18 protein-coding genes are annotated in these 17,724 nt (G+C 65.5%); 5 read left to right on the top strand and 13 right to left on the bottom strand.

Features of this window, described 5'->3' with window-relative positions:
- Positions 1-84 precede the first annotated feature (84 nt).
- From ACH5N8_RS02945 to ACH5N8_RS02930, 4 genes are all read right to left on the bottom strand, one after another.
- On the bottom strand, positions 85-927 hold the full coding sequence (locus ACH5N8_RS02945; RefSeq protein ID WP_483282441.1) for a carbohydrate ABC transporter permease: 843 nt from the start codon (positions 925-927) through the stop codon (positions 85-87).
- Complete coding sequence (locus tag ACH5N8_RS02940) at positions 924-1,805, bottom strand: carbohydrate ABC transporter permease (RefSeq protein WP_483282440.1); 882 nt, start codon at positions 1,803-1,805, stop codon at positions 924-926. Before ACH5N8_RS02940 ends, ACH5N8_RS02945 begins: the two co-directional genes overlap by 4 nt.
- On the bottom strand, positions 1,802-3,085 hold the full coding sequence (locus ACH5N8_RS02935; RefSeq protein ID WP_483282439.1) for a sugar ABC transporter substrate-binding protein: 1,284 nt from the start codon (positions 3,083-3,085) through the stop codon (positions 1,802-1,804). Before ACH5N8_RS02935 ends, ACH5N8_RS02940 begins: the two co-directional genes overlap by 4 nt.
- Before the next feature lie 275 nt (positions 3,086-3,360).
- A complete protein-coding gene (locus ACH5N8_RS02930; protein ID WP_483282438.1) occupies positions 3,361-4,311 on the bottom strand; it encodes an IS5 family transposase in 951 nt (316 codons plus the stop codon).
- 194 nt (positions 4,312-4,505) lie between these two features.
- On the opposite strand from ACH5N8_RS02930, the gene ACH5N8_RS02925 reads away from it, so the two are divergent.
- From ACH5N8_RS02925 to ACH5N8_RS02910, 4 genes are all read left to right on the top strand, one after another.
- Positions 4,506-5,510: a DODA-type extradiol aromatic ring-opening family dioxygenase gene (locus ACH5N8_RS02925; protein WP_483282437.1), complete on the top strand. Its 1,005-nt coding sequence runs from the start codon at positions 4,506-4,508 to the stop codon at positions 5,508-5,510.
- Positions 5,511-5,569: 59 nt separating this feature from the next.
- Positions 5,570-6,190 carry a class I SAM-dependent methyltransferase gene (locus ACH5N8_RS02920; RefSeq protein WP_483282436.1) on the top strand — a complete coding sequence of 207 codons (621 nt, stop codon included), beginning with the start codon at positions 5,570-5,572 and terminating at the stop codon, positions 6,188-6,190.
- A 110-nt stretch (positions 6,191-6,300) separates the two neighbouring features.
- Positions 6,301-7,209, top strand: coding sequence for a restriction endonuclease (locus tag ACH5N8_RS02915; RefSeq protein WP_483282435.1), 909 nt, complete (start codon positions 6,301-6,303; stop codon positions 7,207-7,209).
- A gap of 110 nt (positions 7,210-7,319) precedes the next feature.
- The gene (locus ACH5N8_RS02910; protein ID WP_483282434.1) at positions 7,320-8,444 is read left to right on the top strand and encodes an ABC transporter ATP-binding protein; all 1,125 of its coding nucleotides are present in this window, start codon (positions 7,320-7,322) and stop codon (positions 8,442-8,444) included.
- A gap of 27 nt (positions 8,445-8,471) precedes the next feature.
- On the opposite strand, the gene ACH5N8_RS02905 is transcribed toward ACH5N8_RS02910, so the two are convergent.
- From ACH5N8_RS02905 to era, 9 genes are all read right to left on the bottom strand, one after another.
- A complete protein-coding gene (locus ACH5N8_RS02905; protein WP_460026680.1) occupies positions 8,472-8,654 on the bottom strand; it encodes a hypothetical protein in 183 nt (60 codons plus the stop codon).
- Between the two features lie 38 nt (positions 8,655-8,692).
- A complete protein-coding gene (locus ACH5N8_RS02900) occupies positions 8,693-9,526 on the bottom strand; it encodes an SDR family oxidoreductase (RefSeq protein ID WP_483282433.1) in 834 nt (277 codons plus the stop codon).
- 22 nt (positions 9,527-9,548) lie between these two features.
- Positions 9,549-11,873 carry a penicillin-binding protein 1B gene (gene mrcB / locus ACH5N8_RS02895; RefSeq protein WP_483282432.1) on the bottom strand — a complete coding sequence of 775 codons (2,325 nt, stop codon included), beginning with the start codon at positions 11,871-11,873 and terminating at the stop codon, positions 9,549-9,551.
- 99 nt (positions 11,874-11,972) lie between these two features.
- A complete protein-coding gene (gene folE, locus ACH5N8_RS02890) occupies positions 11,973-12,530 on the bottom strand; it encodes a GTP cyclohydrolase I FolE (RefSeq protein ID WP_460026677.1) in 558 nt (185 codons plus the stop codon).
- Positions 12,531-12,556: 26 nt separating this feature from the next.
- Positions 12,557-13,594 (bottom strand): tRNA dihydrouridine(20/20a) synthase DusA, encoded by a 1,038-nt coding sequence (gene dusA / locus ACH5N8_RS02885; RefSeq protein ID WP_483282431.1) that lies wholly within the window; start codon positions 13,592-13,594, stop codon positions 12,557-12,559.
- Positions 13,595-13,656: 62 nt separating this feature from the next.
- Positions 13,657-14,325 carry a hypothetical protein gene (locus ACH5N8_RS02880; RefSeq protein ID WP_483282430.1) on the bottom strand — a complete coding sequence of 223 codons (669 nt, stop codon included), beginning with the start codon at positions 14,323-14,325 and terminating at the stop codon, positions 13,657-13,659.
- A gap of 184 nt (positions 14,326-14,509) precedes the next feature.
- A complete protein-coding gene (gene pdxJ / locus ACH5N8_RS02875) occupies positions 14,510-15,256 on the bottom strand; it encodes a pyridoxine 5'-phosphate synthase (RefSeq protein WP_483282429.1) in 747 nt (248 codons plus the stop codon).
- The gene (gene recO / locus ACH5N8_RS02870) at positions 15,246-15,965 is read right to left on the bottom strand and encodes a DNA repair protein RecO (protein ID WP_483283165.1); all 720 of its coding nucleotides are present in this window, start codon (positions 15,963-15,965) and stop codon (positions 15,246-15,248) included. Before recO ends, pdxJ begins: the two co-directional genes overlap by 11 nt.
- A 5-nt stretch (positions 15,966-15,970) precedes the next feature.
- A complete protein-coding gene (gene era, locus ACH5N8_RS02865) occupies positions 15,971-16,852 on the bottom strand; it encodes a GTPase Era (RefSeq protein WP_483282428.1) in 882 nt (293 codons plus the stop codon).
- A gap of 386 nt (positions 16,853-17,238) precedes the next feature.
- On the opposite strand from era, the gene ACH5N8_RS02860 reads away from it, so the two are divergent.
- Positions 17,239-17,712, top strand: a complete 474-nt coding sequence (locus ACH5N8_RS02860) for a hypothetical protein (protein ID WP_483282427.1) — start codon at positions 17,239-17,241, stop codon at positions 17,710-17,712.
- Positions 17,713-17,724 lie beyond the last annotated feature (12 nt).

Genomic DNA, 17,724 nt, shown 5'->3' with positions numbered 1-17,724 from the left:
CCTGCGGAACCGGCGAGGACGACGGCAAAGTCCAGCACAGCCGGCGCGCCGGGCGGGCAATTCAGCCGCCGCCACCCCGCCCGCTCAATCCTTGACGCCGCCCTGGACCAATCCTTCGAGATAGTGGCGCTGGAGGGCCAGGAACAGCAGGATCACCGGCAGGGTGGTCAGCACCGCGCCCGCCATCATCAGTTCCGGGTCCTGGACATGCTCGCCCAGGAGATTGGCCAGCGCCACCGGCAGGGTGTGCCGTTCGCTGCCGGTCAGGACGATCAGCGGCCACATGAAGTCGTTCCAGCTGCCCATGAAGGTGAACATCGCCAGCGTCACCAGGATGGGCCGGCACAGCGGCAGCACCAGAGACCAGAAGATGCGCAGCTCCCCGGCACCGTCGATGCGCGCCGCGTCGAGCAGGCTGTCGGGGATACTCTGTGCGTGCTGGCGGATCAGGAAGATGCCGAAGATGCTGGCCGCCCCGGGAACGATCACGCCGGCGTAGGTATTGATCAGCCCCAGCTCCCGCAGCATCAGGAACAGGGGCAGCATGGCCGCCTGGCCGGGAATCACCATGACCGCCAGCAGGACGCGGAACAGCCGCTCGCGCCCGGCAAAGCGCAGCTTGGCGAAGGCATAGCCGGCCAGCGCGTTGAGCAGCAGCGACAGCAGGGTGACGGTCGCCGCGATCATAGCGCTGTTCAGCGCGTAGCGGCCGATGTCCAGGCGCTGGAACAGCAGGCGGTAATTGGCCAGGGTCGGCTGCCGCGGCCACAGCGGCGGCGGCAGGCGGGCGGCCTCCTCCGCCGACAGCAGGGACACCGACACCATCCACAGCAAGGGAAACAGGGTAACGGCCGTCAGCAGCAGCAGCGCCAGATTGACCAGGCAGGACGGCAGCCAGTGCCGTCGGGGCCATGGTCCCCGCCTCATCCCCGCCCCCGGCGCAGGCGGGCCTGCAGCAGCGTCCCCGCCAGCACGATGAGGAACAGCATGAAGGAAATCGCCGCCGCATAACCGAGATTCCACCAGCGAAAGCCCTCCTGGAACATCAGCAGGGCGATGCTCAAGGTGCTGTCCGAGGGCCCTCCCTGAGTCATGACATAGGGCTCGGCAAACAGCTGACAATAGCCGATCAGGGTGATGACCGTCACGAACAGGAAGGTCGGCGCCAGCATCGGCAGCGTGATATGGCGAAATTGCTGCCAGCCGTCGGCACCGTCGATCTCGGCCGCCTCGTAGAGGCGCCGCTGGATGCTCTGCAAGCCGGCGACAAACACCACCATGTTGAAGCCGAAGTTCTTCCACACCGCCATCAGGACGATGGCCGGCATCGCCCAGTGCGGATCGCCCAGCCAGTCGATGGGCGGCAGGCCAGCCAGCCCGAGCAGATGGTTCAGCAGACCCTGGCGGGGCTGATAGAGGTAGCGCCAGACCACCGCCACCGCCACCAGCGTGGTGACCACCGGCAGGAATAGCAGCGAGCGGAACACCCCGCGCCAGCGCGCCAGCCGGTGATTGACCAGCAGCGCCGTCCCCAGCGAGACCAGCACCGACAGCGGCCCGCCCAGGACAACGAAATAGGCCGTGTTGACCAACGCCTGCCAGAACAGCGGATCGGCCAGCAGCCGCCGGTAATTCTCCAGCCCCACCCAGCGCAGCCGGTCCAGCCGCCCCAGCGCGTAGATGTCGAAATCGGTGAACCCGAGCAGCAGCGCGGCCGCCATCGGCAGAAAGAAGAACACCGCGATCAGGCCGAGGGCCGGCGCGATGAACCAGACGGCGGGCGGCAGGCTGGCCGGATACCTCATCGCCCTGCCCCCGGCGATGCTTGCGCGCGTTCCAGCAGCCAGCGCCGCTTGGCCAGGATGCGGTCCACATCCCGGTTCAGCGCAGCCAGCGCCTCATCCTCGCCCAGTTCGCCGCGCACCGCCTTCTTCGCATAGTGGGCGATCCGGTCGGCGATGCGCTCCCATTCCGGGATGGTCGGCGTCGGTCGCACCTGTTCCAGCTGCCGGCGGAAGGCCTCCGTGTGCGGCGCCTGGCTCAGTTCCGGCCGCCGCCAGGCGGAGCGGCTGGCGGGCAGGTCGCCGGTCAGCCGGTGCAAGGCGAGCTGCTGCTCGGGTTCGGTCAGATAGCGGATCAGCGCCTTCGCCGCCTCCGGGTGTGGCGAGGAACGGCACAGTGCCAGGCTGGCACCGCCCGCCAGCGACAGCCCCGGACCGTCCGGGCCCGGCATCGGCGCCGTGTCCCAGCGGTCCCGCAAGGCCGCCGGCAGGCGTCGGCGGAATTCGTCGATATGCCAGGGACCGCTGACATAGAAGGCAAACTGGCCACGGGTAAAGCCCTGGTAGAGGTTACTCACCTGGGTTTCGGCAATCGCCGGCGCGAAACCGTCGCGGAACAGATCCAGGTAGTAGCGGAAGGCACGCCGGAAGGCCTCGGCCTCGAAATCGCCGTAGCGGGCACCGTCCCGCAACAGGCCGGAACCCGCCTGCAATGCCAGGATGACGAGGGGCTGCCACTCGTTGACCGGCAACAGCAGGGCATGGCGATCCTCGCCCAGCACCGCGCGCAGCCGCGCCATCGCCGCGCGCCAGCCGGCCCAGCTTGTGGGCGGAGCGGCAACGCCGGCCTGGGCAAGCAGATCCTTGCGGTAGAACAGCAGCCGTGTATCGACATACCAGGGCATCGCCAACAACCGCCCCTCCACCTGACTGCTGGCCAGAATGCCGGGAAAAGCGTCCCCGGCCTCGGCCCGCCAGTCATCCAGCGGCAGCAACGCATCCAGGGCGGCGAATTCCGCTATCCAGGTGTTGCCCAGCTGGACGATATCCGGCAGTACCTGGCCGGCGTAGGCGGTCAACAGCTTCTCGTGCGCCGCGCTCCAGGGAATCTGCTGCACCTGCACGCGGACGCCGGGATGCCGGTGCTCGAAAGCCGCCATCAATGTCTGCACCGCCTCGCCCTCGCGTCCCATGGCCCACAGATGCAGGATACGGTCGGCGGTCGGCTCGGAACAGGCCGCGAGCAGGGATAGCCATGCGCCGAGCATCCAGCCCCGCAAGGCCGCGGCTATTCGCCCATTCAAAGCAGGCAACCTGACTGACATTGGACTCGATCCCACCGTCGACCCAATAGGCTGGCCAAGCCTTTGCTCTCCCGCTTCAGAACCTGAATATCGATCATGGCAGTCACCACCACATCCGTAGGAACCTCTGAACAACTCCGTTTTCCTGCCGTGGAAGAGGGAGGTAGATCGTTTTTTCCATTCAACGGGTCGAAAAACTCGGCTTTTCGCTCAAGGATTTCCCCTGATGGCCGCCTGCGCATGGGTTTCCCCACGTTGCGGACGGATTGCTCCCGTCACGCCAGCAACGCCCTGCGCTTGAGATAGAGATTCGCCAGTCCCACGAGCATGAAGACCTGGGCGGCATTCTTGGCTAAACCTTTGTAACGGACCTTGGTATAGCCAAACTGGCACTTGATGATCCGGAATACGTGTTCAACCCGGCTGCGGATCGATGCGTGCTTGCGGTTCCTCTGCTTCTGGCTGGACCCCAAGCGGGACGTGGGACGCGCTTTCAGCGCGACACCCCAATAGACACCCGCCCGCCGAGCGGCCCGCTTGTACTGATCATTGACATAGCCGGCATCACCGAACCCAGCCCGATCATCCTCTCGCAAGAGGTCAGGCAGTTCGGTAACATCCGCCACATTTGCCGGGGTGACCGATACGGTGTGAACCACACCACTCTCGACATCCGCCCCCACGTGAATCTTCATGCCGAAGTACCCTTGATTGCCCTTTTGGGTCTGATGTAGGTCGGGGTCGCGGGTCTTGTCCCGATGCTGGGTCGAGGGGGCCGCATGGATGAGGGTGACATCGACCCTGGTGCCGCCTTTCAGCAGCAACCCTTCCTGTTCCAACCCGTCATTGATGGTGTTCATGAAGGCGGCCGTCAGCTGATGCTGTTCCAATAACCGCCGGAAATTGAGCATCGTCGTCTCATCCGGGACCGGGGTCTCGCCCAACTCAATGCCGGCAAAGCGGCGCATGGACTCGATCTCATACAGCGCATCCTCAGCCCCCGGGTCCGACAGATTGAACCCCTGTTGCAAACCGTGAATCCGCAACATCATGTTCAACGGCATCGGCTGACGCCCTGGCTGGCCTGATTTCGGATAGAACGGTTCGACCACGGCCAACAGCGCCTCCCATGGCACCACCTGCTCCATCTCCAGCACAAAGCGCTCCCGACGGGTTTGCTTCTTCTTGGCGTCATAACTGAGGGAGGCAAAGGTGGTCTGTTTCATGGGGCCATCCAACGGGGCAGCAAACGGTGAAAGCTATCCTGCCGCAGGGAGTTGTTCAGAGGTTCCCTAAAATGGAATGGGCCGATCTACAAGATGAGGAATTCAGACGGTCAATATGAGCCTTTTTTTCAGAGCTGCTACGATAAGGATGGCAGGCTCGCCCACCTCCACAGTGATGGTACTGGACTCTACAAATGTCGAGTCTGCAATCAGAGCTTCAAGACCAGGGCGAGGTCAGCCAAGGCTGGACAAAAATTGAAGGCTACAATGTCGCGCCGTTCCAGCCAACTTACATAGGACGCATAAGATGTCCTGAGGAACAAGTCCAAGAGTCCAAGAGCCATTCACAACGAATATTCTCGAACCTATCAAGCTTGCTTATCACCACCTTGAAAACTCAACATCGAGCGCTGTTCCTGTCTCATGGCGGCGGACCTCTGCCACTCCTGGGGGACAAAGCCCATGGGGAGCTGGTATCGCGGTTAAAGCATATCGCGACAACCATGGCAAGACCATCGGCAATCATTGTTGCAAGCGCTCACTGGGAGGAAAGCCGCCCGACGGTAACCTCCGGCACGAAACCGGCTCTCATATACGATTACTACGGCTTTCCAAAGGCATCCTACGAGCTCGAATACCCCTGCCCGGGTGAACCGCGGCTAGCGCACGCCATTGCCGAACAGCTTGGCAATGCAGGCATCACCGTGGCTCTTGATGACGCCAGAGGGTTCGATCATGGCTTGTTTGTTCCACTGGCCTTAATGTACCCGGAAGCGGATATCCCATGCGTTCAACTATCGTTGATCAGAAGCCTTGATCCTGCCGAGCATATAAGACTGGGCCAGGCCATGCGTAATCTTGGCAATCCATCGTTGCTCCTGATTGGCTCCGGGTTTTCGTTCCACAACATGAGGGCCTTTTTCACGCCGGAGACGGATGATGCAAGGGCCATGAACCGTGCATTCGAGCACTGGCTTCTGGAAACGTGCTCCAGTCGGGAGCTCTCCGAAGATGCAAGAAAACAACAGCTCATCGATTGGGCATCCGCGCCTTTTGCACGCTATTGCCATCCGCGGGAGGAGCACTTGCTCCCCCTTCATGTTTGCTATGGCTTTGCGGCATCGGCGTGTTCCGCTGCATACGAACTCCAGATTCTCAACAGGCAATCGAGCATGTATCTGTGGGAGATCGAAAGCTAACCCGGTGTTGCCGGTGACGCCTGCCCCGCCGTGCGAAGCCCCTGCTTCTGAACGCCAGCATGAGAACCTGCGAGCACCCCGTGACACCCGATGACATTGCCGAAAGCTACGATCAGATCGCCGACATCTGGAACCGCGAGGACTTCCCTCGCGACAACGGCATCAGGCAGCACGAGCGGGCGATTGCCTTCGTCACGGCAAGGGGCCCCGCCCTGGACATTGGCTGCGGGTGCAGCGGCAGGATCATCGATCTGCTGGCAAGCCATGGCTTTTCCGTCGAAGGCGTGGATGTGTCCGGGCGGATGATCCAGCTGGCCAGGCAACGTCATCCCGATGTCATCTTTCATCATGCCGATATCGTCAGGTGGCCCTTCCCGGGGCGATACCATTTCATGTCGGCATGGGACAGCCTCTGGCACCTGCCGCTGCCGGAGCAGGAGCCTGTCCTGAAACGGATGCTGGACGCCCTGATGCCGGGCGGTGTCTGCCTCTTCACCATGGGCGGGCTGGATGCCCCGCAGGAAAAGGTGGATTCCGCCATGGGGCCCCGGATGTATTACAGTACCCTGGGCATTCCCGGAATGCTCGGCGTGTTGTCGGACGCCGGCTGCATGTGCCGGCACCTGGAATATGACCGGTACCCGGAACCGCATCTTTATGTCATCGCGCAAAAACCGTGACAGGGTGTCCGGAATCGCTCACCCCATGCGCCGGGCGGTCAAAAACCCAGGCTCTCGGCTCGTCCACCACGCGATAACCACAACCATGAGCCAGACAACTTGAGGCATGCATGCCGGTACCAGGATTTCAGGATATGACCCTTCCCATGCTGAAGCTTGCTGTAGATGGCACCACGTGGTCACTCGCCGATGCGCGTGCTCGCCTGGCTACAGGCTTCAAGCTGTCCACTGAAGAGCAGGAGGAGCTTTTGCCCAGCGGCAAGCAATCACGGTATGCAAACCGGGTGGCGTGGGCCAAGGTCTATCTGGAAAGAGGCGGCCTGATTGCGTCTCCCGCGCGAGGGAAGTTTGCCATTACCCAGCGTGGCCGGGAAGTTCTGCAACATCCACCAGAACGCATAACAATAGAGTTCCTTGGCCAATATCCGGAATTTCAGGAATTCCGCAGCCGCTCGACAAACCAGGCACAGGAGGAACAGCAACAGCCCGACAGCGTCCAGTCGCCTGAAGAGGCACTTGAGTCGGCATATCTCACCATTCGCCAGAATCTGGCTTCAGAAATTCTGGCAAGGGTCAAATCATGTAGCCCGCGCTTCTTTGAACACCTTGTCGTTGAACTGCTATTGCAAATGGGCTACGGGAAGGCTGGCGGCAACGGTGAACGGGTGGGACAGTCTGGGGATGAAGGCATTGATGGCATCATCTCTGAGGACAGGCTTGGCTTGGAAATGGTTTATCTGCAAGCAAAGCGCTGGGAGGGAACCGTCGGCCGACCGGAGATCCAGAAATTCGTAGGCGCCCTCCATGGCAAACGCGCCCGCAAGGGTGTCTTTATCACAACAGGCAGTTTCTCGGCAGAGGCTGTCAGCTATGTACAGCATATTGACCCCAGAATAGCGCTCATTGATGGCGCCCAGCTGGCGGACTTCATGATTGATGTCGGCGTGGGTGTCTCCTCATCCCGCACGCTTGAATTGAAGCATATCGATTCGGACTTCTTCGAGGAGCAGGACGCATAACAAGGTTTGCGCTTGCCGCCAGTCATGCGGTCATGCCCCTCTGCCGGCGGTATAGGACCTGGCCGCCGGCCTCCTCTACGAACCCCACCTGATCCAGACAACATCTGAACGTGGCCACCATACGTTTCGCACGGGTCGGCAAGACCTATCCCAACGGCTGCACGGCCATTCGCGGACTGGATCTGGAAATCCGCGACGGGGAGCTGATGGTAGTGGTCGGCCCCTCGGGCTGCGGCAAGTCGACGTTCCTGCGCCTGCTGGCGGGTCTGGAAACCATCAGCAGCGGCACCTTGTTGATCGACGGCGCGGTCGCCAACGACCTGACGCCGCAGGCCCGCAACATTGCCATGGTGTTCCAGGACTACGCCCTGTATCCGACCATGACGGTACGGGAGAACCTCGCATTCCCCCTGAAGATGCGCCGGCTGCCGCCGCCGGAACGGCAGCGCCGCGTGCGCTGGGCGGCGGAACTGCTGGACCTCGGTGGCGTACTGGAGCGGTTGCCCCGCGAGCTGTCCGGCGGACAGCGGCAGCGGGTGGCCATGGGGCGGGCGCTGGTGCGCGAACCTTCGGTGTTCCTGCTGGACGAGCCGCTGTCCAACCTGGACGCCAGGCTGCGCACCCAGGTGCGCACGGAAATCAGCGACCTGCAGCAGCGCACCGGCACCACCATGGTCTACGTCACCCACGATCAGGTGGAAGCCATGACGCTGGGCCAGCGCATCGCCGTGCTGAATCGCGGCGAACTGGAACAGCTGGCCGACCCGCAGACGCTGTATGACGCACCCGCCACCCCCTTCGTCGCCGGTTTCATCGGCAGTCCGCCAATGAATCTGTTCCGGGCAAGCCTGCTGCCGGCAGCGGATGGCGCCGGGCGGGTGATGGTCGGCGACCAGCCGGTCGCCACGGCCAGTCCCGAGCAAACCAGCACCCTGCTGCACCGGCTGCCACCGCCCGGCATGGCGCCGCCTGTCTGCCTCGCCGGCATCCGCCCGGACCATCTCCGGGCGGCTGGGGCGGACGAGGCGGGCTTCACGGTCGAGGTGATCGCCAGCGAGTATCTCGGTCACGAAACGCTGGTGCACTGCCGGCCGGCCAGCGAACTGCCGGCCGCACCGGATGCCAAGCCCTGGATCGTCCGCTGGCCCGGCGGCGCGGCACCCGCTCGCGGCGCGCGGCTACGGCTGGCGCGGGTCGCGCCGGCCCATCTCAGGCTGTTCCCGCTCGCAAGCTAGCCGTCCGCCGCGACGCGGACGGCAGGCTCAGATACCGCCCTCGTGATCGCGGATGTACTCGATCAGCGCCTGAACCAGCCGCCACGAGGCATACAGCATGACCGCATAAATGGCCCACTCCTCCAGGGAGACGGACGTGGGATCGCCATCCAGCAGCGACATGCCGATGGCGCCGGCAACGATCAGCAGGACATAGTTGAGCATCTTCATCGTCGGTCATGCGTTGGGTCGGTCACAGCGAAAACCTTTCAGCCCACCTTGCCCAGCACCCAGTCCAGGGCTCGCGTGGGCAGGACGCGCTTGAGGGCACCGAACAGATAGGTGGGAAAGGTCACATAGTAGCGGGCCTTCGGCCGTGGCGACTCCAGCGCGTGGATCACCTTGGCGACCACTGCCTCGGGTCCCAGCGTGAAGGGCACGGCCGGCCCCGTCTTCTGCAGGCGCGCCTCCATCGCGAGATAGGTCTCGCGGTGCGGGCTGTGCGTCGGGTCGATGTGCTGCCGGTACTTGGCGAAGGCATTGTCGCGGAACCGGCTCAGTATCGGTCCCGGCTCCACCAGCGACACCTGCACGCCGCTGCCGGCCAGTTCCAGCCGCAGCGTGTCGGTCAGCCCCTCCAGGGCGTACTTGCTGGCGTTGTAGGCGCCGCGGAAGCGCATCGCCGCAAAGCCCAGCACCGAGCTGTTCTGGACGATGCGACCGCCACCCTGGCGGCGCATGACCGGAATGACGCGCTGGGTCAGTTCATGGGTACCGAACAGGTTGGTTTCGAACTGTTCGCGCAGCACTTCGCGGCTGAGGTCCTCGACGGCGCCGGGTTGGCCATAGGCGCCATTGTTGAAGAGCCCGTACAGCGTGCCGCCGGTCGCGTCCAGCACGGCCTGCACGGCGGCCTGGATGGAGGCCGAATCGGCCAGGTCCAGCCGCACCGCCTCGAAGCCGAGATCGGCCAGGCGGCGGACATCCTCGTCGCGGCGGGCCGAGGCAAAGACGCGGAAGCCACGCGCGCGCAGGCCGTGGGCGGCGCACAGACCGATGCCGGAGGAGCAGCCGGTAATGAGAACGGGTCGGGGCGTGGTCATGGCAGTCAGACAACAGACACAATCAGAACAGATCGTCGGCGGATGCCGGGGATTTCGCGGGCTTGCCGCCGCAGCTGGCGCTGCGGTCGGGCTCGGTGCCCTGCCGGAAAGGCAGGCGGATGACGCCCGGGCAGCCTTCCGCGGAACGGCCGCCGCGCTGGGCATCGACCCACAGGAGATCGACGTTGTCCGGCCGGTCGAGTTCCAGCGGTTCGCGGCTGACCCGCTGCATCACCGTCGCCCAGATGCGCAGCGCGCCCTCCGCGCCGGTGTAGCCGGTCGGCTGGTTGTCATCCCGACCGATCCAGACCACGCCCAGGTAATCGCCGGTGAAGCCAGCGAACCAGCTGTCGCGGAGGTCGTTGGTGGTGCCGGTCTTGCCGGCCGGTTGCAGGCTGGCCGGCATCAGGCTCAGCGCCGGCCGGCCGGTGCCGCTGCGCATGACCTCCTTGAGCAGGGTATTGAGGATGTAGACCGTGGCGGCGTCGAAGGCCTGCCGCACGTCGAGACCGAAGCGCTGCAGGAGCTTGCCCTCCGGTGACACCACGGCCTGGATGGCCCGCAGCGGGGTGACGAAGCCATCGCTGGCCAGGGTCTGGTACATCTGGGCGACCTCCAGCGGCGAGAGCGTGGCCGTTCCCAGCAGCAGCGAGGGTACCATCTCGACCGGCCGCTCGACCCCCAGCCGGCGCAGGGTCTGCGCGGTGTGGGCGATGCCAAGGTCCATGCCCAGCCGCACTGTGGCCAGGTTGTAGGAATGGGCCAGGGCGCGGAACAGGGGGACGGCGCCATGCTCGCGGCCATCGAAGTTCTTGGGCGTCCAGGTGGAGCCGGGGATCTTCAGCTGGATGGCGGAATCCTGCAGCAGGGTGGCAACCGTGTAGCGGTCGGATTCCTCCAGCGCGGTCAGGTAGACCACCGGCTTGTACAGCGAGCCGATCTGCCGCACGGCATCCAGCGCCCGGTTGAACCCGGTGGACTCGGGATCGCGGCTGCCCGCCAGCGCGGCGATCTCCCCGGTACCCCGGCGCGTGAGGATGGCCGCGGTTTCCAGCGGGGATGCCCGCCGGCGCTTGTCCAGCGCATCGAGATTGGCCGTGATGGCGAGTTCGAGCTGTCGCTGGAGATTCACGTCCAGCGTCGTGAAGATGCGCAGGCCCTCGGAGGTCAGGTCCTCGGGGCGGTACTCCTTCTGCAGTTGCCGGCGGACCAGATCCATGAACGCCGGGTAGCGGGTGACCGACTGGTGCGGGTCGGCGACCACGTCCAGCGGATGCGACTTGGCCTCCGCCGCCGCCTCCGGCGCGACATAGCCCTGCGCCACCATCTCGTCGAGGATCAGGTCGCGACGTTTCTGCACCCGCTCGGGGAACCTGTAGGGATCGTAGTAGGAGGGCCCGCGCACCAGCGCCACCAGCAGGGCGATATGGTGCAGGTCCAGCTCCTCGACGGAACGGCCGAAGTAGTACTGGCTGGCGAGGCCGAAGCCATGTACCGCGCGACTGCCGTCCTGGCCCAGATAGATTTCGTTGAGATAGGCTTCGAGTATCTCGTCCTTGGAGTAGCGGGCATCCAGGATGATGGCCATCGCGATCTCGTTGAGCTTGCGCCACCAGGTGCGCTCCGAGGACAGGTAGAAGTTCTTGACCAGCTGCTGGGTCAGGGTGCTGCCGCCCTGGACGATGCCGCCGGCGCGGACATTGGCGAACAGGGCGCGCAGGATGCCGCGCAGGGAAACGCCGGGATGGCGATAGAAGTCGCGGTCCTCGCTGGCGAAGAGGGCATTGAGGAGATTCTTCGGTGCCTGGCCGAGCTGGATGAGCACCCGGTCCTCGCGCCGGGCCGGATAGAAGCTGCCGATCTGCGGCGGCTCCATGCGCAGCAGGGCAACGGATTTGCCGCTGTTCATGTCTTCCAGCAGGATGATCTGCCCGTCGGTGAACTGGGCCCGTAGCTCGCGCGCCGGCTCCGGCTTGTCCGGGAACTGGAACTCGCGGGTCTTGAAAACGACTTCGTCACCCAGGCGGACATAGCTGCCCTGGGTCGCCAGCTGCGCGTCCCGGCGGTACTTCAGCTGCCCCAGCAGCCACTCGAAGCTGTCGGCATCGTAGGCGGCGCCGACGAAGATCTCGGCCGGGCTGGCATAGACGCGGGCCGGCAGGGCCCAGCGCTTGCCCTCGAACTGTTCACGGACCAGCCGGTCCTGGTAGCCGACATAGGCGGCCAGGGCGGCAAGCAGGAAAGGTAGCGGATACAGCAGGAGACGCGCGAAGTCCCCCAGGAACGAGCGTCTCCGCCGGGGCGGACGGCGGGCGGGCGGGCGGGCGGCGGTCCTTGCGGCGCGCATCGTCAGGCGACCGGAGCCGGGGGCGCGCACCGGGACGGTTGTCCGTCCCGGCTGGCAGGCCGGCAGGCCGATGGGCGGGGCGGGCCGGCCACGACAGGCCTAGCGGTTGATGAGGTTGAGAAACTCGGAGCGGGTGCTGATCTGCCGGCGGAACAGGCCCAGCATGGACGAGGTGGTCATCACCGAATTCTGCTTTTCCACGCCGCGCATCATCATGCAGAGGTGCTTGGCCTCGATGACCACGGCGACGCCGGCGGGATTGATGGCGGTCTGCAGGGCCGTGGCGATCTGGTTGGTCAGCCGCTCCTGGATCTGCAGGCGGCGGGCGTACATGTCGACGATGCGCGCCACCTTGGAGAGCCCGATGACCTTCCCCTTGGGCAGATAGGCGACATGGCACTTGCCGATGAAGGGCAGCAGGTGGTGCTCGCAGAGGGAATACAGCTCGATGTCCTTGACGATCACCATGTCCTCGGTATCGGCCTCGAAGATGGCGTTGTTGAGGACATTCTCCAGGCTGCGGTTGTAGCCGTTGTTGAGGAAGCGGAACGCGGCCGCCGCCCGCTTGGGCGTGTCGAGGAGACCTTCGCGGGTCACGTCCTCGCCGATACCCTGGATCAGCCGGGAGAAGAGTTCTTCCATTTCCGTGTTTTGCATCTCTATCACCTTGATGGGAAGGGCGGTCAGTATACCCCGCACGGCTCGCCGGCTGGCTGCGAGACCGGGGCGGCGCGAGGGTCCGCCGGCAGCACCGCGAGGATATCCGCCACGCCGGCATCCTTGCGTGTCGCGGCCTCGCCCAGCCGCCGGCGCCAGAGGCGACCGCCGGGCTGGCCGTGATACAGACCCAGCATGTGGCGGCTGATGGCATGCAGGCGGGTTCCGCGCTCCAGTTGCCGCTGGATGTAGGGCAGCATGCGCTCGACCACCTCGCGCCGGGAGGGCGCGGGGTCGCGCCTGCCGAACAGCCTGCCGGCTTCCGCCAGCAGATAGGGGTTGTGGTAGGCGGCGCGGCCGATCATCACGCCGTCGAAGGTCTCGAGGTGGCGGGCCGCCTCGTCGAGGTTCTGGATGCCGCCATTGAGCACGATCTCCAGCCCGGGAAAATCGCGCTTGAGCGCGGCGGCCACGTCGTAGCGCAGCGGCGGAATCTCGCGGTTCTCGCGGGGCGAAAGGCCGCTCAGCCAGGCCTTACGGGCATGGATGACGAAGGTCTGGCAGCCAGCGGCGGCCACGGTGGCCACGAAATGAGCCAGTTCCTCGTAGGAATCGCGCGCGTCGATGCCGATGCGCGTCTTGACGGTCACCGGGACCGACACCGCCTGCCGCATGGCCGCGACGCAGTCGGCAACCAGTTCCGGCTCGGCCATGAGGCAGGCACCAAAGCGCCCCTGCTGGACACGGTCGCTGGGGCAGCCGACGTTGAGATTGATTTCCCGGTAGCCCCAGGCCTCGCCTATCCGCGCGCAGGCGGCCAGATCGGCGGGGTTGCTGCCGCCGAGTTGCAGGGCCAGCGGCTGCTCGTCGGGATCGAAGCCCAGCAGGTGCTCGCGATTGCCGTGCAGGATGGCGGCGGTGGTCACCATCTCCGTGTACAGCAAGACCTGCGGCGCGATCCGTCGCAGGAAATAGCGGCAATGCCGGTCGGTCCAGTCGAGCATGGGCGCCACGCAAAGGCGCCGGGAGAGGCCGCTGGCCTCGATGGCGGGGGAATTCAACACAGCCTGGCGTTGCGTTTGTCGATGCGGCGCCCACCGGCCGATGGCCGGGGGCTCTGGGGGAATCAGCCGGCGCGCCGCTTCCGGGGCAGCAGGGCGGTGCGCGGGCGCGCGGGGTTCTTGAGCGCCGGCGTGGCGCGATGGGCGAGCCAGGAGCGGGTGGCCAGGAAACCGCCACCGGCAACCAGTCCGGTCAGGCAGAGATACAGCAACAGGCGCAGGCGCGAGATTTCCCGCAGCAGCTCGCTCTGGCTGACGACCGCCGCCACGGCGCCCGCCGCTTGGTAGCGGGGATGCTCGCGGCCGGCATCGTCGAGGCCGGCGGGACCATACGCCTCGCTGTAGCTTTCCAGCGCCTTGAGATCCTGTTGCAGCGTCTGGAACAAGGCCAGATCCTCGGCATTGATCCTGCCCGAGGACAGGCTGCGCTCAAGCGACTTCAGCCGCATCTCCACAGAGTCGGCCATGAGTCCGTGCAGCCGCTCGCGCAGGACGCCCATCTGCCGGCCCATGGCCTGCAGCCGCTCGCCACCGGCCGGCTGGCTCAGCAGGCGCGCCTCCAGCGTGTCCAGCTGGGTATGGAACTGATACAGCAGGCCGAGCAGCGCGAACAGGACCAGCAAGCCCAAGGCAAAGGCCCGGAAGCTCCGGGCAGGTGCCGCCAGGCGCGGCGCCGACAGATGGCGCGCGGGGCGATGGCCCGCGGCTTCAGACTGGTGACGTGGTTCAGGCATGCCTTTGAGGACGGCGCAGTTCGCGGGACGGCGCGGCAGTGACGGCGCAGGGTCCAGAACCGGATCTCCGCACCCGCGGAGGACGCGGTCTGGCGCGCCATTGGGTTGCCTCGCCGGAAAAGCCGTGCGGTCTCCGAGTACCCATTGAATGGTCAACTATCCCAGAAGCCCGGGCGGGGGTCAATCAAATGGCCGACCGGGCCGTCTGCATGATGGCCTTCATGTCGCGCACGGCCTGCTCCAGCCCGGAGAACAGCGCCCGGGCGATGATGGCATGGCCGATGTTGAGTTCGCGAAACTGCGGGATGCGGCAAATCCCGGCAACATTGTGGTAGTGCAGGCCATGGCCGGCGTTCACGCTCAGCCCCAGACCGGCGGCCTGCTCGGCGGCCTGGCGCAGGCGATCGAGCTCGGCCATGGCGGCTTCGGGAGTGGCCGCATCGGCATAGTGGCCCGTATGCAGTTCGATCACCGGCGCGCCCGCCTGGTGGGAGGCCTCGATCTGGTGCGGCTCGGCATCGATGAACAGCGACACCTCGACGCCGGCGGCGCCCAGCTGCCGGCAGGCCGACGCGATACGCGGGAAATTGCCGGCGACATCCAGGCCACCTTCGGTGGTCAGCTCCGCGCGCTTCTCCGGGACCAGGCAGCAGGCGCCCGGCCGCACCGCCAGGGCGATTTCGACCATCGCGTCCGTCACCGCCATCTCCAGGTTCAGGCGGGTCTGCAAGAGGCTCGCCAGCAGGTGGATGTCGCGGTCCTGGATATGGCGCCGGTCTTCCCGCAGGTGCGCGGTGATGCCATCCGCGCCGGCCTGTTCGGCCAGGAGCGCGGCATGGACAACCTCGGGGTACCGGGTTCCCCGCGCCTGGCGGACCGTGGCGATGTGATCGATGTTGAGGCCTAGGTAGATGGGCGGTCTAGTCTGCACGTCGGTATCGGGTCGGGTCTGATTGAAAGAGTTCGCGGCTTTTCAGCGGTCGGCCGTCCAGATGGTGCTGGATGACGGCACGCATCAGGCGCTTGGCCTCACCCTGCTGGCCGGCGCTCAGGGGCGCCCGCTGCCACAGGGCCAGGAGCGTGCCGCCGGCGACGGCATCCGGCTGGTTGGCGGGCGCCGCCAGCGCACCCTGCTCCGGGTGATAGCGATAGCGCCGCCCGGCCTGGATCGGCAGGCCCTCGGCGTCGGTCTCCAGTTGCAGTCCGTAGCCGAGCGCCTCCAGCAGGGCCAGTTCGAAGTGCCGCAGACAGCCCGCTTCGTCATCGCCGGCTGCCAGCCGGACCAGGACCTCCAGGCTCAGGGCCAGAACCATGGGCTGCGGATCGCCCAGCGGCAACAGGCGGTGCAACAGCTCGCCGATGTAGAACCCGCAATAGAGCGCCCGGCCCTGCAACGGAAGAGCCGGCTCGGCGGCCTCGACCTGGGTCAGCAGCGGCAGTTCGCCTCGCCCCAGCCAGCCCAGCCGGACCGGATTCAGCGGCCGCAGGATATGCGATTGCGGATGCCGGCCCCGGCGTGCGCCCCTGGCCAGGCAGCGCACCCGGCCATGCCGCTCGGTCAGCACCTCGACCAGGAGACTGGTTTCCCGGTGGGGCCGCACATGCAGGACCAGCGCCCGCTCGAACCCTTCCCGTTCCACCCCGCTCAATCCGCGTAGCCGAGGCTCCGCAAGGCCCGTTCGTCATCGGACCAGCCTTCCTTGACCTTGACCCACAGCTGCAGGAACACCTTGCCCTCCAGCATGCGCTCCAGATCATGGCGGGCACGCTCGCCGACCTTCTTGAGCACTTCGCCCTGCTTGCCGATGACGATGGCCTTCTGGCCCGGGCGCTCGACCCAGATCAGGGCGCTGATGCGGGTCAGCGCGCCGTCCTGCCGGAACTGCTCGATCTCGACGGTGATGGCATGCGGGACTTCCTGTCCCAGCGCCCGCAGCAGCTTCTCGCGGACGATCTCGGCGGCCATGAAGCGCATGGAGCGGTCGGTAACCTGATCCTCGGGGAAAATCGGATCACCCTCCGGCAGCAGGTCCATGATGGTGCGGTCCAGTGTCTCCAGGTTGGTACCCTTGAGCGCCGAAAACGGGATCATGGCCGCGAAATCATGGCTGGCGGCGACCTGCTGCAGGAAGGGCAGGAGCGTATCCTTGTCCTCCAGCCGGTCGATCTTGTTGATCGCCAGGATCACCGGCACACCGGCGGCCTTGATCCGCTTCAGCACCAGTTCATCCTCCGGCAGCCAGCCGGCGCGATCGATCAGCCAGACGACCAGATCGACATCGCCCAGCGCCGAACCGGCAGTCTTGTTGAGATAACGGTTCATGGCCCGCTTCTCGCTCGCATGGATGCCGGGGGTATCGACATAGACCGCCTGCCCCACCTCGGTGGTCTTGATGCCATGAATCCGGTGCCGCGTGGTCTGGGGCCGCCGAGAGGTGATGCTGATCTTCTGCCCGACCAGATGATTCAGCAGGGTCGACTTGCCGACGTTCGGCCGACCGACGAGGGCGACAAATCCCGCTTTCATGCTTGCAACCCCGCGTTCAAGCTATGGCTCACTGTGTTGATTCCAGAATGTGTGTGGGTGCAGAGGTGGCTGCTGCGCATGAATCAGAGCATAGCACGGCTGCATCCACCCCCCTCCGCCGCAACCACCGCCGACGCCAGAAGACGGGCAGGACGCTTGCCCCGGGATACCACACGACCGGACATGAGCATTCTGATGCTGGACCCATCCGGAACCCGCCCCTAACATCTTGCCCTGGCGACCATCCGGCAGCCTGCCCATACCCCTGAATGCCCACGGAGGAACCATGCAACGTCTCGTCCTCGCGCTCGCCGCCTCGTGGCTGCTGAATCCGCAAGCTGCCAGCAGCTGACCCCGTCCTGGCGGGAACCCAGTGGCCAGTGAAGATGAACACCGATCTCGTGCTGAAGAAGACCTGCCCCAACGCCGCGAAGCGCACCGCCAGCAGCGTGAACGGTGCCCGCGGCAGCCTGGCGTTCCGCGCGGATGGAACCTATGCCTTGAGCTTCCCGCCCGGCAACGGCATCAACGCCGGTCGCTATGTGCAGGAAGGTGGCCGGGTTCTGCTCAAACCCGACGGCGACTGGCTCACGCTCAACGGCATCGGCGGCTATCCGGGTGGCCAGGGCATACTGCTGGCCGCGCGCCGCTACACGCCGGCCAGGCGCAATCCGCCAGCCATCGCCAAAACCTTCGAGGGCGACGTCAGCGAGCCCCTGCCCGGCATCGGTCACCTCAACCTCGCCGAACAGCGTCGCTACCGCTACAGCATGGGCAACGCCCCATCCACCTGCATGACCCTGCTCGAGCTGAACGAGGATATCGGCGGCGGCGTCCTGACGCTGCCGCCAGCTCCCTGAGCGGCTGGCAAG

This window comes from Methyloparacoccus sp. NF-16, from assembly GCF_056880625.1.
Note: the sequence above shows the minus strand (reverse complement) of the source record. Positions and strands in the feature narration are given on the sequence as shown.

Excerpts from the sequence above, each read along its gene's own strand:
- ACH5N8_RS02860 (WP_483282427.1), top strand. The coding sequence starts at position 17,239 with ATGAACACCGATCTCGTGCTGAAGAAGACCTGCCCCAACGCCGCGAAG.
- mrcB (WP_483282432.1), bottom strand. The coding sequence starts at position 11,873 with ATGCGCGCCGCAAGGACCGCCGCCCGCCCGCCCGCCCGCCGTCCGCCC.
- era (WP_483282428.1), bottom strand. The coding sequence starts at position 16,852 with ATGAAAGCGGGATTTGTCGCCCTCGTCGGTCGGCCGAACGTCGGCAAG.
- ACH5N8_RS02940 (WP_483282440.1), bottom strand. The coding sequence starts at position 1,805 with ATGAGGTATCCGGCCAGCCTGCCGCCCGCCGTCTGGTTCATCGCGCCG.
- ACH5N8_RS02925 (WP_483282437.1), top strand. The coding sequence starts at position 4,506 with ATGTCGAGTCTGCAATCAGAGCTTCAAGACCAGGGCGAGGTCAGCCAA.
- ACH5N8_RS02920 (WP_483282436.1), top strand. The coding sequence starts at position 5,570 with ATGAGAACCTGCGAGCACCCCGTGACACCCGATGACATTGCCGAAAGC.
- ACH5N8_RS02900 (WP_483282433.1), bottom strand. The coding sequence starts at position 9,526 with ATGACCACGCCCCGACCCGTTCTCATTACCGGCTGCTCCTCCGGCATC.
- folE (WP_460026677.1), bottom strand. The coding sequence starts at position 12,530 with ATGCAAAACACGGAAATGGAAGAACTCTTCTCCCGGCTGATCCAGGGT.
- ACH5N8_RS02905 (WP_460026680.1), bottom strand. The coding sequence starts at position 8,654 with ATGAAGATGCTCAACTATGTCCTGCTGATCGTTGCCGGCGCCATCGGC.
- ACH5N8_RS02945 (WP_483282441.1), bottom strand. The coding sequence starts at position 927 with ATGAGGCGGGGACCATGGCCCCGACGGCACTGGCTGCCGTCCTGCCTG.
- ACH5N8_RS02930 (WP_483282438.1), bottom strand. The coding sequence starts at position 4,311 with ATGAAACAGACCACCTTTGCCTCCCTCAGTTATGACGCCAAGAAGAAG.
- ACH5N8_RS02880 (WP_483282430.1), bottom strand. The coding sequence starts at position 14,325 with ATGCCTGAACCACGTCACCAGTCTGAAGCCGCGGGCCATCGCCCCGCG.
- ACH5N8_RS02915 (WP_483282435.1), top strand. The coding sequence starts at position 6,301 with ATGCCGGTACCAGGATTTCAGGATATGACCCTTCCCATGCTGAAGCTT.